Below are 14,983 nucleotides of genomic sequence, written 5' to 3'. Positions count from 1 at the left end.
GCCCGCCGGACGACCCGGCGGACGTTCGCGACGCTGCCGGGAGGGAGGGCGCGCGATGCTGGAGGGAAAAGGTCAGCTCTCGAAGACGCCGGCCTCGACCAGCCGCTTCTCGGTGGCGTCCCAGCCGTCGCCCGGGTGGGCGGCGTTGAGGCTGTTGATCTCGGCCCGGATCTTGGCGGCGTGGCCGGCGGCAGCCAGCGTCCGGATCTCCTCGACGAAGGCCTCGGAGTCGGTGCGCAGGTGCACGGTCATTCCGTTGGTGAGGTTCCGCACGTAGGCGTGCTTGCCGCCGTTGAGCGGGATGAGGTACTTGAATTCGCCCAGCACGCTGAGGGCGCCACCCTGGCCTGCCTGGCCTGCCCGGACGGACGCGCGCGCGGTCTTTGAGGTGTTGCTTGCCACGGAGGGACTCCTTGGAAGACGTACGAAGGACGGGACGTCCGGGGGCTATGCGGGATGGATGACCCCGCGAAGGCGTTAAGCGGCACAGGCCGCCGAGGGAACTTTACACCTACGATCCTGGCTGGTCATCGCGGGCGCCGGGAGGTGGAACTGCCGTCACCTGTCCGGGTATTCCGGGCGACGGATTTCCCGATTCCCTGGCGCGCCATCCGCTAGACCAGTCATCATGTGTTCCAGCAACGGGCCCGGACAGGGCGAGGTCGTAGGGGAAGACGCACCTCGCTCTCCGGGAGGTCTCCGTGCCAACGCGTGGCGTCGTATACGTCCACTCGACCCCGCTCGCCGTGTGCTCACACGTCGAGTGGGCGATCGCGCGCGTCCTCGCCGCGCCGGTCAACCTGAAGTGGACTGCTCAGCCCGTCGACCCCGGCGCCCGCCGGGCCGAGTGCGGGTGGTCCGGTCGTCCGGGGACGGGCGCCGAGCTGGCCGCTGCCCTCCGGCAGTGGCCCATGATTCGTTTCGAGGTCACTGAGGAACCCAGCCCGGGCGCCGACGGTGAGCGTTTCATGTACGTCCCGGGGCGGGGACTGTTCCGCGCCACCGTGGGTGCCGCCGGTGACATCCAACTCGGCGAGGATCGACTGCGCAGCATCATGGCCGCCGCGCGGGCCCCGGAGGCCCTCGCGCACGCCCTCGACAAGGCACTCGGCACCGCCTGGGACGCCGAACTGGAGCCGTACCGCTACGCCGGGGACGGGGCTCCGGTGACCCTGCTCACCCGGGTGGGCTGACGGGCTGCCAGGCCCAAGGCCGAGTTGCCCCGATCCACGGTGGGCTGGTGGGATGGGCCGCGTGTCGACCACCACCCGGCGGGTCGCCGCCGCCCTCGTCGCCTGCACGCTGCTCGTCTCCGGCTGCACCGGACCCGGACAGCGCCCGGAGCTGGCCCCGGCCTCCGCCCCGGCCGATCCGGCGCCGCCGTCGAGCGCCGCGCCGGCCGATCCGGCTGCCCGGGCCGCCGCCCTGGTCGCCGAGTTCGCCGACGAGGACCTGGTCGGCCAGGTGCTGATGCCCTACGCGTACGGCGACCGGGCGACCAAGGTCTCGGCCGGCTCGGTGGCCGGCAACCAGGCCCTGGCCGGCGTCGACACGCCCGCCGAGATGATCGAGAAGTACCGGCTCGCCGGGCTGATCCTGGTGGGCTTCAGCGCCGACGACCCCACCCAGGGCAACCAGGAGACCACCAACGTCGACAACCCGAAGCAGGTCCGGGAGTTGACCACCGGGCTGCACGAGGCCGCCGGGAAGCTGCGCGCCGGCTCGGCGCCGTTCCTCATCGGCACCGACCAGGAGTACGGCGTGGTCACCCGGATCACCGACGGGGTCACCATGCTGCCCAGCGCGCTCGGCGCCGGGGCGGCCGACGATCCCGCGCTGACCGAGGCCGCCTGGCGGGCCGCCGGCACCGAACTGGCCGCGATGGGGATCAACGTCGACTTCGCGCCGGTCGCCGACGTGCTGGTCACCCGGAGCGCGGTGATCGGGTCCCGGTCCTTCGGCGCCGATCCGAAGCGCGCAGCGGCGCAGGTCGGTGGCGCGGTACGGGGCCTGCAGGCCGCCGGGGTGGCGGCCACGCTGAAACACTTCCCGGGGCACGGGCACAGCGCCGTCGACTCGCACGAGGAACTGCCCGTGATCGGCCAGTCCCGCAAGAAACTGGCGGCCGAGGCATGGCCGCCGTTCAGCGCCGGCATCGAAGCCGGCGCGCTCGCGGTGATGTCCGCCCACCTCGACGTACGCTCGGTCGACCCGGGCGTGGCCGCGACCTTCTCCCACAAGTTGCTCACCGAGGTGCTGCGCGGGGAACTCGGCTTCCAGGGCGTGGTGATCACCGACGGCATGAACATGGCGCCGGCCCGCCGCTGGTCACCGGGGGAGGCTGCGGTACGCGCGCTCAAGGCCGGCAACGACCTGATCCTCATGCCGCCGAACGTCAGCCAGGCGTACGACGGGCTGCTCGCGGCGCTGCGGGACGGCTCACTGCCTCGGGCCCGCCTGGTGGAGGCGGCCACTCGCGTGCTGACCATGAAGTTCACCCTGGCCGGTGGCGAGGCGCCGGAGTTGTCCACGCTGAACGCCCCGGCGCACCGCGAGGCGGCCCGCGCCCTGGCCGGTGCCGCGATCACCGTGCTGCGCGGCCGGTGCGACACCACCGGCGTGCGTGGCCCGGTCACGGTCACCTCCTCGGGCGGGCGGGCGCACACCCGGGCCGCGCTGACCGAGGCGCTGACCGAGGCGGGGGTGACGGTGGTGCCCAGCGGCGGCACCGTCGTCCACCTGGTCGGCTACGGCGACGGCGCCGACGACCTACGCGCCGACGCGGCCGTCACGGTCGCGATGGACACACCGTACGTGCTGGCCCGGGCGGCCTCGCCGACGCTGCTGGCCACGTACTCGTCGAGCCGGGCCTCGATGGCCGCGCTCGCCGACGTGCTGGCTGGCAAGGCCGCCCCGCGGGGGCGTTCCCCGGTCAAGGTGGCCGGACTGCCCGCCACCACCTGCGCGGGCTGACGCTGCGGGTCAGGCCTGGCCGGCGAGGGTGTCGCGGGCCAGCCGGTACGCCGGCAACACGTCGACCGGCTCGCCGAAGCTGGTGCTGCTCGCCTCGACCAGCACTGTCCGGTCACCCACCTGGACGGCCAGCGCCCACTCCCGGACGTCCTCGTCGGTCAGTACCCGCCGGCTCAACCACGTCGCCTCCACCACGTCAAGGTCGCCGGCGCGGGTCTGGCGGTACTGCGGCTCGGTCAGCCCTTCCTCGGCGTCGACGAACGCCTCCAGCGCCTGTCGCGCCGGGGCGCCGGCAGCGTCGACGGTCCACACACGCAGGAATCCCGCGGTCGCCGGCCGGCCGTCCAACTCGCAGCGCACGGTCGACCCTCCGCGCCGGGTGAGCGCCTCGGCCACCGCGTTGCCCAGCTCGTCGCCAGGATCCGGCGCCTGCACCGCCTTGGCCCGCCACCCCTGCGCCAGGTCGAACGTGACCGGCAGCGGACAGGGGCCGCCGACACCTACCGGGCCGGCGGCCCCTGCCACAGTCACCTCGTCGTACCACGGCTCGCCGGTCGCGGCCCTACCACCGTCGCGTCCCCCGCCGGCGGTGCACCCGGCGAGCAGCCCGAGGGCGAGCGCCACGAACGCGAGGACCGGTCGTTCCACGATGCCCGCTTCCTGTCGCCGGGGCGCTTCAGGCCCGGGTGAAGACGAGCGCCACATTGTGACCGCCGAAGCCGAACGAGTTGTTCAGCGCGGCGGGGATGTCCAGGTGGCGGACCTTGTTGGCGGCAACGTCGAGGTCGAGACCGTCGTCCGGGTCGTCCAGGTTGATCGTGGGCGGCACCACACCGTCGCGGATCGCCAGGATCGTCGCGATCGACTCCAGCGCGCCGGCCGCGCCGAGCAGGTGCCCGGACATCGACTTGGTGGCGGTCAGCACCGGGTGGTCGCCCAGCGCGTGGTGCAACGCCTTGATCTCGGCCAGGTCACCGACCGGGGTAGACGTGGCGTGCGCGTTGACGTGGACGATGTCGGTCTTGGCCACGTCCGCGTCGGCGATCGCCTTCGCGATGGCCCGGATCGCGCCCGCCCCCTCCGGGTGCGGCTGGACGATGTCGAAACCGTCGGAGGTGATGCCCGACCCGGCCAGCTTCGCGTACACCCGGGCACCCCGGGCGGCGGCGTGTTCGGCCCGCTCCAGCACCACGATGCCGGAGCCTTCGCCGAGGACGAACCCGTCGCGGCCCTTGTCCCACGGGCGGGAGGCCCGTTCCGGCTCGTCGTTGCGGGTAGACATGGCCCGCATCGAGGCGAAGCCGGCGATCGGCAGCGGGTGGATCACCGCCTCGGTACCGCCGGCCACCACCACATCGGCCCGGCCGGCCCGGATCATGTCCAGGCCGAGCGCGATCGCCTCCGCGCCGGTGGCGCAGGCACTGGCCACCGAGTGCACGCCCGCCTGCGCGCCGAGTTCCAACCCGACCCAGGCGGCCGGACCGTTGGGCATCAGCATCGGCACGGTGTGTGGGGACACCCGACGTGGGCCGGAGGCCTCCAGGATGTCGTCCTGGGCGAGCAGGGTGACGGCGCCACCGATGCCGGAGCCGATGCTGACCCCCAGCCGCTCCGGGTCCAGCCCCGAGTCGGCCAGGCCGGCGTCCGCCCATGCCTGGTGGGCGGCGATCAGCGCGATGGCCTCCGAACGGTCCAGCCGGCGCAGCTTGACCCGGTTGAGCAGGGTGGCCGGATCCACCGCCAGTTGGGCGGCGATCCGGACCGGGAGTTGCCCGGCCCACTCCTGGGTGAGCGCACTCACCCCGGAGCGGCCGTTGAGCATGGCGTCCCAGGTCGACGCGACGTCCCCGCCCAGCGGGGTGGTCGCGCCGAGCCCGGTGACGACGACGTCGGTGCGACTCATGATCAGGACTGCGCCTCGATGTAGCTGACGGCGTCCCCGACGGTCTTGAGGTTCTGCACCTCGTTGTCCGGGATCTTGACGCCGAACTTCTCCTCGGCCGCGACCACGACCTCCACCATGGAGAGCGAGTCGACGTCCAGGTCGTCAGTGAAGGACTTCCCCTCGGCCACGTCGTCCGGGCTCACCCCGGCAACCTCTTCGAGGATCTCGGCGAGGCCGGCGGTGATCTCGTCACGGGTCATTGCGGTGGGTTCCTCTCATCGGGTTCTCTCGACGGCGGCGACGCCGCCCGTCGCTCCTCGGCTCGACGCGCCGAGAGGTTTCAGGGGCAGCGGACGACCTGACCGGCGTAGGTCAGGCCGCCACCGAAGCCGAACAGCAGCACCGGCGCGCCCGAGGGCACCTCGCGGCGCTCGACCAGCTTGGACAGGGCCAGCGGAATGCTGGCCGCGGAGGTGTTGCCGGACTCGACGATGTCCTTCGCGATGATCGCCTGCGGGATGTTCAGCCGCTTGGCGATGCCGTCGATGATCCGGGAATTGGCCTGGTGCGGAACGAACGCGGCCAGCTCGGACGGGTCCACCCCGGCCCGTTCGCACGCCTGCGACGCCAGCGGGGCCAGCGCGGTGGTGGCCCAGCGGAACACCGCCTGGCCCTCCTGCGCGACGTAGGGGCGCCAGCCCTCGATGCGTACCGCGTCACCGCGCTCGGGCACCGAGCCCCAGACCACCGGGCCGATGCCCGGGGCCTCGTCCTCGGCGGTGGCGGTGACCACCGCGGCGCCCGCGCCGTCGCCGAAGATGATGCAGGTGGAGCGGTCGGTCCAGTCGGTGAACTCGGAGAGCTTCTCCGCGCCGATGACGATCGCGTTGCGGGCGGCGCCCGCGCGGATCGCGTGGTCCACCGTGCTCAGCGCGTACGCGAAGCCGGAGCAGGCGGTGTTGACGTCGAACGCCGCAGGAGCGGCGATGCCCAGCTTGGCGGCGACCCGGCAGGCCACGTTCGGGCTGCGGTCGACCGAGGTGCAGGTGGCGACCACGACCAGGTCGATGTCGGCGGCGGTCAGACCCGAGTTGGCCAGGGCCTTGTCGGCGGCTGCTGCGGCCATGTCGGCGACTGTCTCGTCACCGGCGATGCGCCGGGTGACGATGCCCACCCGGTCCCGGATCCACTCGTCGTTGGTCTCCACCAGCTGGGCGATCTCGTCGTTGGTCACCACCCGGGACGGCTGGTAGTGCCCCAGGGAGAGAATTTTGCTACCGCTCATGACGAGCCTTCCCCACGGTCGGTCTCGGCACGAGACGCGTTCGGATTGAGCTTGCTGGTTCGTTCGTCGCCCCGGCTCAGGCGGGCGATCAGGTCCCGCGCGGCGGGCAGGTCGTCCGGGGTGTTCAAGGTGACGAGCTCCGGGGCGCCGGTAGCCTTGAGCTCGCGCTTGATCAAGCCGGCGAGCGTCCCGGCGGGCGGCAGTTCGATCACCCCGGTGACACCGAGCTCGGCCAGGGTGGCCATGCAGAGATCCCACCGGACGGGGGCGGTGACCTGGTGGACCAGGCGCCGCATCAGCTCCGGTCCGTGCGCGACCGCTGTGCCGTCGAGGTTGGACAGCAGGATCCGGCCCGGATCGCCCGGGACGATCCCGGCCGCCACCGTGGCCAGCGCCGCCTCCGCAGGTGCCATGTACGGAGTGTGGAACGCGCCGGCCACCTTGAGCCGGATGACCCGGGCCCGGGCAGGTGGCTCGGCGGCGAGCTTCTCCAACTCGGCGACCGCGCCAGCGGCCACGACCTGGCCGGCGCCGTTGCGGTTGGCGGCGTGCAGCCCGTGCCCGCTGATCACGGCGACCACGTCGTCCGGGTCGCCACCGAGCACCGCCGCCATGCCGGTCGGTTCCAGCGCGCAGGCGGCCGCCATCTCCCGGCCGCGTACGCCGGCGAGGGTGACCGCCGCCTCGGGCGACAGCACACCGGCCAGCGTCGCCGCGCCGAGCTCGCCGACGCTGTGCCCCGCCGTGATCGAAACGTCGTCCATCGGGAGGTGCTCGGCGGCGAGCAGCGCCGCGGCGACCAGCAGTGGCTGGGTGCGAGCCGTGTCTTGGATCTCGTCGGCGTCGGCGGTGGTCCCCAGCCGCACCAGGTCGACGCCGGCCAGCGCCGACCACCAGCGCAACCGCGCCTCGGCGCCGGTCAGGTCGAGCCAGGGGGCCAGGAAGCCAGGTTTCTGCGAACCCTGGCCGGGGCAAAGTACGGCGAGCACGCCTATGACTCTCCCGGATGCCCACCGGTCGCGCTGTGTCGGCTGCCACCAAACCGTACTAGAACCTTTGACGGTTTCCTACAAAGATTGGCGCTGATCGTCATCCTTCTGTGACCTTTTGCCGGCAGCTGGGACCATTGTCTGGGTCGGCACCACCGGATCCAGCCGACCCACGGTCAGCGCGACTCGCAGCGCGAAGGCGTCCCGGGGAGCCAGCGGACTGAAACCGGTCACCTCGGCGATCCGCCGCAGCCGGTAGCGCACGGTGTTCGGATGCACGAACAGGGCCCGCGCCGCGCTCTCCAGCGTGCCGCCGGCGGCGAAAAAGGCGTCCAGTGTCTCCAACAGTTCGCCGCTGGCGCGCACGAGTGTCGCGTACACGTCGTGCCGCAGCCTCCGGCGGGCCTCGGCGTCGCCGGCCAGTGCCCGCTCCGGCAGCAGGTCTCCCGCGTGCACCGGGCGCGGCGCGGCCGGCCAGGCCGGCGCCGCCCGGTAGCCGGCCAGTGCCGCCCGGGCCGACTCGGTGGCCTCGTCGAGGCTCGGCACCGCCGGACCGACCACCACCGGCCCGTCGCCGAAGGCGGTCAGCAGCTTGCCGGTGGCCGCGACCGGGTCGGCGGCCCCGCCGAGCACGATCACCAGCCGGTCGCCGTGCACACCGCCGATCACCTCGACCCCGATCCGCCGGGCCTGGCGGTAGACCGTGTGCAACACGACGGAGACCTCCCCACCGGGCGAGGGGCCGACGGCCACCGACACCGGCGGTGCGTCCGTCCAGCCCAGCGCGGCGGCGCGGCTGGCCAGCACATCCGGGGAGTCGCCGCGCAGCAGCGCGTCCACCAGCAGGGCCTGGAGCCGGGCGTCCCAGGAACCGCGCGACTCGGCGGCCCGGGCGTACACCCGGGCGGCGGCGAAGGCGATCTCCCGGGAGTACCGCAGCACCGCCTCACGTAGCTGCGGCTCCTCGCCCGGGGCGGCGAGGTCGCCCACCTGTTCCTCGACCACGTCGATGGTGACCTTGATGAGCGCGACAGTCTGCTGGAGGGTGATCGAGCGGGCGAGCGCCTGTGGCGCGGTGGCGAACACCTCGTCGGAGACCTCCTGGGTCCCCTCGGTGGCCCCGCCGCCGGAGCGCAACCACTGCACCAGGGAGCGGGCGCCGGCCTGGGCCACCAGCATCACCCACGAACGCTGGTCGGCCGGCAGCTCGCGGAACCAGGGCAGCGTCTCGTCCATCCGGCTCACGCTGGCGGTGGCCAGCGCCCCGGCCGCGCGTTCGATCCGGCGCAGCGTGGCCGTCAGATCCGTCCCGCCCGATTCGCTCACCCACCTAGCCTGACATGCCCTGACCTGGACCCCCACGGCAGCCGTCGGCGGGCGTGCGGACGCCGGAGCCGGGTACGCGCTGCGCGGTCCGTCGGGACCGGCCAGTACGGTGAAGTCCTCGACGGTGACCACGATTCGGCGTGCCACGGCCGGGCACATCGGGTGGGCACCGACGGGTGAGGGCGAGAAGGCGAGGAGGGGCCGATGGCGTACGGGGAGGCCGAGCACGGTTGCGCCCAGGGGGAGCCGTGCCGACCAGGCCCGCACGAGCAGCCGGCCGTCGCCAAACACCACCGTCGGCTCACCGGCTTCACGCATCCGGTCGAGCCGGCCCCCGGTTGGCTGCCCGAGCGTCCCGAGGACGATGTCCTGCCCGCCGGCTCCCGTGCCCCCGAGCCCGGTCTACCGCATCCGCGCGCCGCCGACTCACCAGCGCCGGAACCGGAGCCCACCGCCTGCCGTAGCCAGATTCCCGGCTGGGCCGGCGCCCATCGGCACGCTCCGGTCCGTCCGGCGCAGCGGAACGTCCGCCGGGAGCGCCCACCACGCCGCTGGTGCTGACCGCCTCGCCGCTGCTGACCGCCTCGCCGGTGGCCTTGAGCCGTCGGTGCTGGCCGTCTCGGCGGTGCTGTCCGCCTTGCCGGTGGCCTGAGCCGTCGGTCAGCGGGTCCGGCGGCGGATCAGCAGGGCGATCCCGGCGAGCCCGCTCGTGATCACCAACATCACCGCGACATTCAGCAGGAGCAGGTGACGCAACTCGCCGAAGGCCTCGTTGATGTCCTGAGCGGGGTTCAGCGCATCCTCGGGGATGATTCGTTCGCCCCCGCCGGCCCCGCCGCTGATCGTCTCGAACGTGCGCTCCAACGGCACACCTGCGGTACGCAGCGTCTCGGACATGCTGATCCGGCCGAGAAACCAGGCGGCGTTGGCCTTGCGGCCGTCCGGCTGCTTGGCCGGCCGGTGGATCCGCGGTCCGCCCGTCGCCGTCGGATAGAGGTCGTACGTCTGCTTCGGAACGTCGCCGGCGAACACCACGACGGTGTACTTCGGACCGAGGTCGGCCGCCTTCGGCTTGGCCGACTGGCGGACCAGTTCCCGGAGGTTGACCTGCTCGATGAGGGCGTTGACGTGCTCGGGGTGGGTATCCGCCCGCAGCCGCAACGGCTCGGCCAGCCCGTGCCCGGTGATTTCCACCCCCGCCGGTGGCTTCGGCGTCGCCTTCGCCGGCTCGGCGAAGGCGAGTCCCAACACCATGGTCACCATGCCACCCAGCGCCACTGCGGCCAGTCGCCTCATTCGTCGGACCATGCCGCCTCCTCGCCCCGTCGATGGGTGGCTGTGCTGCACAGGTCACGCGACGGAAGATCGGCGGTGGTGACCGTGCCCACAGGACGGGTACCTACCTCAAAGACTCCGCGTAACGTCGATCGGTTGCAGCTGATGGAACACTAATCGGAACTATCTGCGATCGCGACTCGACCAACGAGCGGTCGTGGACCAGCGGCCGGATCGTACCTTGCGGAGGCAACACCGGGGGACGCGATGTGCGGCCCCCCGGCCGGCCCTCGGCACCCGCAGTCCCGGCCTCAAAAGAGACGGACGCGGGCCGCGCGCAGCCGGGTGAGGGTGCGCTCGGCTCCGAGCACCTCCAGCGACTCGAACAGCGGCAACCCCACGGTACGGCCGGTGACCGCGACCCGCACCGGAGCCTGCGCCTTGCCGAGCTTGAGGCCGCGTCGGGCGCCGACCGCCTCCAGGGTGGCCTTCAGCGTCTCCGCGTCCCAGGACGACACCGCCTCGAAGGCGGCGATGGCGTCGTCCAGCAGCTCCGCCGAGCCCTCCTTCATCGCCTTGACCCAGGCCGCCTCGTCGATCAACGGCGAGGCGACGAAGAGGAAGTCGACGTTGGGCACGATCTCGCTGAGCACGGTGATCCGGGTCTGGGCCAGCGGAGCCACCGCGGCGAACGCCGCCGGGTCGAACTCCTCCGGCTGCCACGGCGGCGGCGCGATCGTGCCGGTGCCGGTCAGCCACGGCTGGCAGGCCTCGACGAACTCCTCGACCGGCAGCGCCCGGATGTACTCCCCGTTGAACGCGCGCAGCTTCTTCTCGTCGAAGAAGGCCGGGGACGGGTTCACCTCCTCCAGCCGGAACTCGTCCTCGATCACCGACCAGGGCACGATCTCCCGGTCACCCGAGGGGGCCCAGCCGAGCAGCATCAGGTAGTTGCGCATCGCCTCGGCGAGGTAGCCCTCGTCCCGGTAGGCCTCAAGGGCGACCTTGTCGCGTCGCTTGGAGAGCTTCTGCCGCTTCTCGTTCACCACCACCGGCACGTGTGCCCAGATCGGTGGCTTCACGCCGAGGGCGTCCCAGAGCAACTGCTGCTTCGGGGTGTTGGGCAGGTGCTCCTCGGCCCGGATCACGTGGGTGATTCCCATGCTCATGTCGTCCACGACGTTGGCCAGCAGGAAAACCGGGGAGCCGTCGCCCCGGGCGATGACGAAGTCCTCGATGAGCTTGTTCTCGAAGCTCGGCTCGCCCCGGATCAGGTCGGTGACCACCGTCGTACCCTCGTCGGGGGTGCGGAACCGCAGCGCCCGCCCTTCGCCGGGCGGCAACCCCCGGTCGCGGCAGTACCCGTCGTAGCCGGTGTACTGGTTTCCGGTCCGGGCCTGCACCGCCTCTCGGGTGCAGTCGCAGTAGTACGCCCGGCCCGACTCGTGCAGCCGGCGGGCAGCGGCCCGATGCTCACCGGCGTACGAGGACTGGAAGTACGGCCCCTCGTAGCTGCCCCGCTCGATGCCGATCCAGTCCAGCGCCGCCAGGATGCCCTCGGTCCACTCCGGCTTGTTGCGCGCCGCGTCGGTGTCCTCGATGCGCAGCACGAACACCCCGCCCTGCTGCTTGGCGTAGATCCAGTTCTGCAGCGCCGAGCGGGCGCCGCCGACGTGGAACATACCGGTCGGGGAGGGGGCGAAGCGCACACGTACCGTCACGGCCCCCAGCCTACGACCGCCGCCGCTGATGCAAGGAGGGGCCCCTTCTTATCGCCTCGTGTATTAAAAGGGCCCCCTCCTAACACCTCCTGACACCGCGGCGAGCGCCCTGATCGTCACGGCACGGAGCGGATCTTCAGCACCAGCACGCTGCCGAGGAGGGTCACCACGGCTGTGATCGCGTACAACGTCGGGTAGCCGCCGAGATGCACCACGATCGGGGCGGCGATGGCCGGGCCGAGCACCTGGGGTGCCGAATTCGCGATGTTGATCACGCCGAGGTCCTTGGCCCGGTCGGTGGCTCTGGGCAGCACCTGGGTGATCAGGGCGGCGTCGACCGACAGGTACACCCCGTAGCCGGCCCCGAGCACCAGCGCGGCGGACACCGCCATCGGCCAGGTGGGCGCGGCGGCCAGCAGCAGCGCCGCCACCGCCATCACCACGCCCGCGGCGATCACGAAGACCTTCCGCCTGCCGGAGCGGTCGGAGAGCCGGCCGGCGAGCACCGCGGTGGCCATCAACCCGACGGTGTAGAGCACGATCAACACCAGCAGCCCGCTCTCGGGGTCGGCCACCCGCACCCCGTCGGTGAGGAAGTAGAGTAGGTAGAGGGTGCCGAAGGCGTTGCCGAGCTGGACCAGGAAGCGGGTGATCCAGGCCCAGCCGAAGTCGGGGTGGCGGCGCGGGGACACCCACATCCCGGCGAGCAGACCGCGCAGCGCCGGCCGGTGCGGGCGCGGCAGCGGGTCGTCTCGCGTACGCAGGGCGAACGGGAGCGCGAGCAGCGCCACGGCTGCGGCGACCGCGAGGTAGCCGGCGGCGTTGCCGGTGACCACGACTGTGACCAGCACCACCCCGAGCACCAGCCCCAGCGTCTGCGGGATGCCCACCCAACCGGAGACCGCGCCGCGTTGCGCCACCGGCACCCGGTCCGGCACGGCGGCGGTCAGGCTGGCCAGCATCGCGTTGAAGCAGACCTGCGCGGCGACCCAGCCGACCGTGACCCCGAGCACGGTACGCGCCTGCGCGAGCAGCACCAGGGCCAGCGCGCCGAGCAGCGCGCCCCCGAGGGTCCAGACGTGGCGACGGCCGAAGGCCCACCGGCCCAGCCGCAGGCAGGTCCGGTCGGACAGCGCCCCGGCGAGCGGGTTGGCGATCACCGCGGCCAGCGCGCCGAATCCGGTGACCACCGCCAGCATGTTCTCCTTGTGCGTCGGCGCGATCTGCCCGATCTGCTGGGGCAGCAGCACCTGGATCGGGGTGAAGAACGCCATCCAGACGCCGAGGTTCGCGGCGAACAGCAGCGCGATCCAGCCCCGCCGCACCGGCACCGTCGGCTCGGCCAGCGCCGCCGGCAGCGAGGCAGGGGCCGGGTCGACGGTGGTCACCGGGGAGTTTCCCGCCGCGCCGTCGCGATGACGTCACGCAGCCAGGCGTACGACGACTTGGGCGTCCGCCGCCCGGTGGGGTAGTCGACGTGCACCAGACCGAAGCGCTTGGTGAAGCCCTCGGCCCACTCCCAGTTGTCCAGCAGTGACCAGACGAAGTAGCCGGTCACGTCGACTCCGTCGGCGATGGCGGCATGCACCGCCCGGAGGTGACCGTCGAGGTAGACGATCCGGTCCGGGTCGTGCACCCGGCCCTGCGCGTCGGGCTGGTCGTCGTAGGCGCAGCCGCTCTCGGTGATCTGGACGGGCGGCAGGTCCGTGCCGTACCGGTGGCGCAGCCAGCCGAGCAGATCGCGCAGCCCGTCCGGGGCCACCGGCCAGTCGAAGGCGGTACGCGGGTAGCCGTCGAGCGGCACCAGCTCGAACGGCAGCGGAGAGCCTTCCTCGGGTGCCCGTACGCCGGTCGGGTTGTAGTAGTTGACCCCCAGCACGTCGATCGGGGCGGCGATCACGTCGAGGTCGCCGTCGCGTACCACGGCGTCGTCGAAGCCCAGTTCCGCCGGGTACCCGTGGCCGAGCAGCGGGTCGGTGAACAGCCGGTTGTGCAGCGCCTCGTAGGCCGCCGCGGCGGCGAGGTCGGCCGGATCGTCGCCGACCCGCCGTACCGGCGAGTAGTTGTTGGCGATGGCGACCGGGCTGCCGCTGCGGGCGCGCAGCGCGGCGACCGCGAGGCCGTGAGCCAGCAACTGGTGGTGGGCGACCGGGAAGGCGTCGAAGAGCAGCGCCCGGCCCGGAGCGTGTACGCCCATGCCGTGACCGAGGCTCATGTGGATGAACGGCTCGTTGAGCGTGATCCACATCTTGACCCGGTCGCCGAGGCGGGCGGCGACCAGGTCGGCGTACTCGGCGAAGCGGTACGCGGTGTCCCGGTTCAACCAGCCGCCGTCGTCCTCCAGTGACTGCGGAAGATCCCAGTGGAACAGGGTGGCGACCGGATCGATGCCGTGCGCGAGCACTGCGTCGACCAGCCGTTCGTAAAAGTCCAGCCCGCTCGTGTTGACCGTGCCGGCTCCGGTGGGAAGCACCCGGGGCCAGGACACCGAGAACCGGTACGCGGTGATGCCCAGCCCGGCCATCAGGGCGATGTCCTCGGCGTACCGGTGGTAGTGGTCGCAGGCCACGTCGCCGCTGCTGCCATCGGCGATCCGGCCGGGTGTGCGGGCGAAGGTGTCCCAGATGGACACTCCGCGCCCGTCGGTGTGGGCGGCGCCCTCGATCTGGTACGCCGACGTGGAGACGCCCCAGCGGAATCCGGTGGGGAACCTGGGCATCGGTGCGTGCGGCATACGCCCTCCCAACGAAACGCGAAACGTGCTCGGGACTCTAGGGGGCGCAGGGCATCCGGTCCATAGGCCGAACTGCAGCCAGAATCAATACCTTTCGGCGTGTCTTTGCTAACCCGTCCACATAAGTCCGTTTTTGTGCATACAGTGCCGATATCGTGGGATGTCCTCACTGGAGGAAGACGGAAATGATCCTCGTGGAACGCAGCGCGCACGTGGCGGCGCCAGTCGAAGCGGTCTGGGATGTGGTGCAGCGGGCCGAGCAGTTGCCGGCCTGGCTGGCCGGGGTCCGTGCGGCCGAGGTCCTCTCGGGGGAGGGCTTTGGTCGGCGGCAGCTGGTCCAGGCCGGACGCGGGGCCGCGCATGAGGCCGAGGTGATCGCCTACCAGGAGCCGACCCTGATCGGCTGGCGCGAACGCGCCAAGGGCGCCGGTGCCCGAGCGGAGGCGCGCACCGAGATATATGTCCAGCTCACCCCGGACGAAGAGGCGGACGGGACCGTCGTGCGGCTCATCGTCGTACGCTGGCCGGCTGGACCGGTCAAGGCCGCCCTGCTCCGCCTCGGCCTGCGTCGGGTCGGCGCCGACCTGGAGGACTCGCTGGCCCGGCTGACCGACCTGGCCGCCGTCGGCTGACGGGTCGCGTCCTGGCGCCACCCGCGAACGGTGGTGGCCCGGGTGCCCCTACCAGGTGCACCCGGGCCGTCATCGCTTCGGCTGCTTCGCCTGTCGGCTGCTTCGCCTGTCGGCTGCTTCGCCTGTCGGCTGCTTCGCCTGTCGGCTGCTTCGCCTGTCGGCT

At 72.2% G+C, this 14,983-nt stretch carries 15 protein-coding genes; 4 read left to right on the top strand and 11 right to left on the bottom strand.

Translation table 11 applies throughout. The features are described from left to right. Positions 1 to 72 precede the first annotated feature (72 nt). Positions 73 to 402: a hypothetical protein gene (locus tag Vqi01_RS03665; RefSeq protein WP_204032973.1), complete on the bottom strand. Its 330-nt coding sequence runs from the start codon at positions 400 to 402 to the stop codon at positions 73 to 75. Positions 403 to 701: 299 nt separating this feature from the next. On the opposite strand from Vqi01_RS03665, the gene Vqi01_RS03660 reads away from it, so the two are divergent. Continuing rightward, the gene (locus tag Vqi01_RS03660) at positions 702 to 1,193 is read left to right on the top strand and encodes a DUF3145 domain-containing protein (protein ID WP_204032972.1); all 492 of its coding nucleotides are present in this window, start codon (positions 702 to 704) and stop codon (positions 1,191 to 1,193) included. A 52-nt stretch (positions 1,194 to 1,245) separates the two neighbouring features. After that, positions 1,246 to 2,973 (top strand): glycoside hydrolase family 3 protein, encoded by a 1,728-nt coding sequence (locus tag Vqi01_RS03655; protein ID WP_204032970.1) that lies wholly within the window; start codon positions 1,246 to 1,248, stop codon positions 2,971 to 2,973. Positions 2,974 to 2,982: 9 nt separating this feature from the next. On the opposite strand, the gene Vqi01_RS03650 is transcribed toward Vqi01_RS03655, so the two are convergent. The 6 genes from Vqi01_RS03650 to Vqi01_RS03625 form a co-directional block, all read right to left on the bottom strand. Continuing rightward, positions 2,983 to 3,621, bottom strand: coding sequence for a lipoprotein (locus Vqi01_RS03650; RefSeq protein WP_204032968.1), 639 nt, complete (start codon positions 3,619 to 3,621; stop codon positions 2,983 to 2,985). A 28-nt stretch (positions 3,622 to 3,649) separates the two neighbouring features. Beyond that, on the bottom strand, positions 3,650 to 4,876 hold the full coding sequence (fabF, locus tag Vqi01_RS03645; protein ID WP_204032966.1) for a beta-ketoacyl-ACP synthase II: 1,227 nt from the start codon (positions 4,874 to 4,876) through the stop codon (positions 3,650 to 3,652). Between the two features lie 2 nt (positions 4,877 to 4,878). After that, positions 4,879 to 5,118, bottom strand: coding sequence for an acyl carrier protein (locus Vqi01_RS03640; RefSeq protein WP_013735281.1), 240 nt, complete (start codon positions 5,116 to 5,118; stop codon positions 4,879 to 4,881). Between the two features lie 80 nt (positions 5,119 to 5,198). Continuing rightward, positions 5,199 to 6,143, bottom strand: coding sequence for a beta-ketoacyl-ACP synthase III (locus Vqi01_RS03635; protein WP_204032965.1), 945 nt, complete (start codon positions 6,141 to 6,143; stop codon positions 5,199 to 5,201). After that, positions 6,140 to 7,132 (bottom strand): ACP S-malonyltransferase, encoded by a 993-nt coding sequence (locus Vqi01_RS03630; RefSeq protein WP_204032963.1) that lies wholly within the window; start codon positions 7,130 to 7,132, stop codon positions 6,140 to 6,142. Before Vqi01_RS03630 ends, Vqi01_RS03635 begins: the two co-directional genes overlap by 4 nt. Positions 7,133 to 7,210: 78 nt before the next feature. After that, complete coding sequence (locus Vqi01_RS03625) at positions 7,211 to 8,494, bottom strand: PucR family transcriptional regulator (protein ID WP_275408704.1); 1,284 nt, start codon at positions 8,492 to 8,494, stop codon at positions 7,211 to 7,213. Positions 8,495 to 8,662: 168 nt separating this feature from the next. On the opposite strand from Vqi01_RS03625, the gene Vqi01_RS03620 reads away from it, so the two are divergent. After that, positions 8,663 to 9,019 (top strand): hypothetical protein, encoded by a 357-nt coding sequence (locus tag Vqi01_RS03620; protein WP_204032959.1) that lies wholly within the window; start codon positions 8,663 to 8,665, stop codon positions 9,017 to 9,019. A 99-nt stretch (positions 9,020 to 9,118) separates the two neighbouring features. On the opposite strand, the gene Vqi01_RS03615 is transcribed toward Vqi01_RS03620, so the two are convergent. The 4 genes from Vqi01_RS03615 to Vqi01_RS03600 all read right to left on the bottom strand — a co-directional run bounded on the left by Vqi01_RS03615 (position 9,119) and on the right by Vqi01_RS03600 (position 14,188). Further along, entirely contained in the window at positions 9,119 to 9,766 is a 648-nt protein-coding gene (locus Vqi01_RS03615) for a hypothetical protein (RefSeq protein ID WP_204032958.1), read from the bottom strand. Positions 9,767 to 10,044: 278 nt separating this feature from the next. Further along, positions 10,045 to 11,454: a glutamate--tRNA ligase gene (gene gltX, locus Vqi01_RS03610; RefSeq protein WP_275408702.1), complete on the bottom strand. Its 1,410-nt coding sequence runs from the start codon at positions 11,452 to 11,454 to the stop codon at positions 10,045 to 10,047. A gap of 116 nt (positions 11,455 to 11,570) precedes the next feature. After that, positions 11,571 to 12,842, bottom strand: a complete 1,272-nt coding sequence (locus tag Vqi01_RS03605) for an MFS transporter (protein ID WP_204032956.1) — start codon at positions 12,840 to 12,842, stop codon at positions 11,571 to 11,573. Then, positions 12,839 to 14,188 carry a GH1 family beta-glucosidase gene (locus Vqi01_RS03600; protein WP_239098151.1) on the bottom strand — a complete coding sequence of 450 codons (1,350 nt, stop codon included), beginning with the start codon at positions 14,186 to 14,188 and terminating at the stop codon, positions 12,839 to 12,841. The genes Vqi01_RS03605 and Vqi01_RS03600 overlap by 4 nt, the downstream gene beginning before the upstream one ends. A 185-nt stretch (positions 14,189 to 14,373) precedes the next feature. Here Vqi01_RS03600 and Vqi01_RS03595 point away from each other — a divergent pair, with 185 nt between their 5' ends. Next, a complete protein-coding gene (locus Vqi01_RS03595; protein WP_204032954.1) occupies positions 14,374 to 14,820 on the top strand; it encodes an SRPBCC family protein in 447 nt (148 codons plus the stop codon). Positions 14,821 to 14,983 lie beyond the last annotated feature (163 nt).

Origin of the sequence: Micromonospora qiuiae, from assembly GCF_016863555.1 — a bacterium.
Taxonomy (GTDB): Bacteria; Actinomycetota; Actinomycetes; order Mycobacteriales; family Micromonosporaceae; genus Micromonospora; species Micromonospora qiuiae.
The sequence above is the reverse complement of the archived record's forward strand: the minus strand, read 5'-3'. Positions and strand labels throughout refer to the sequence as shown.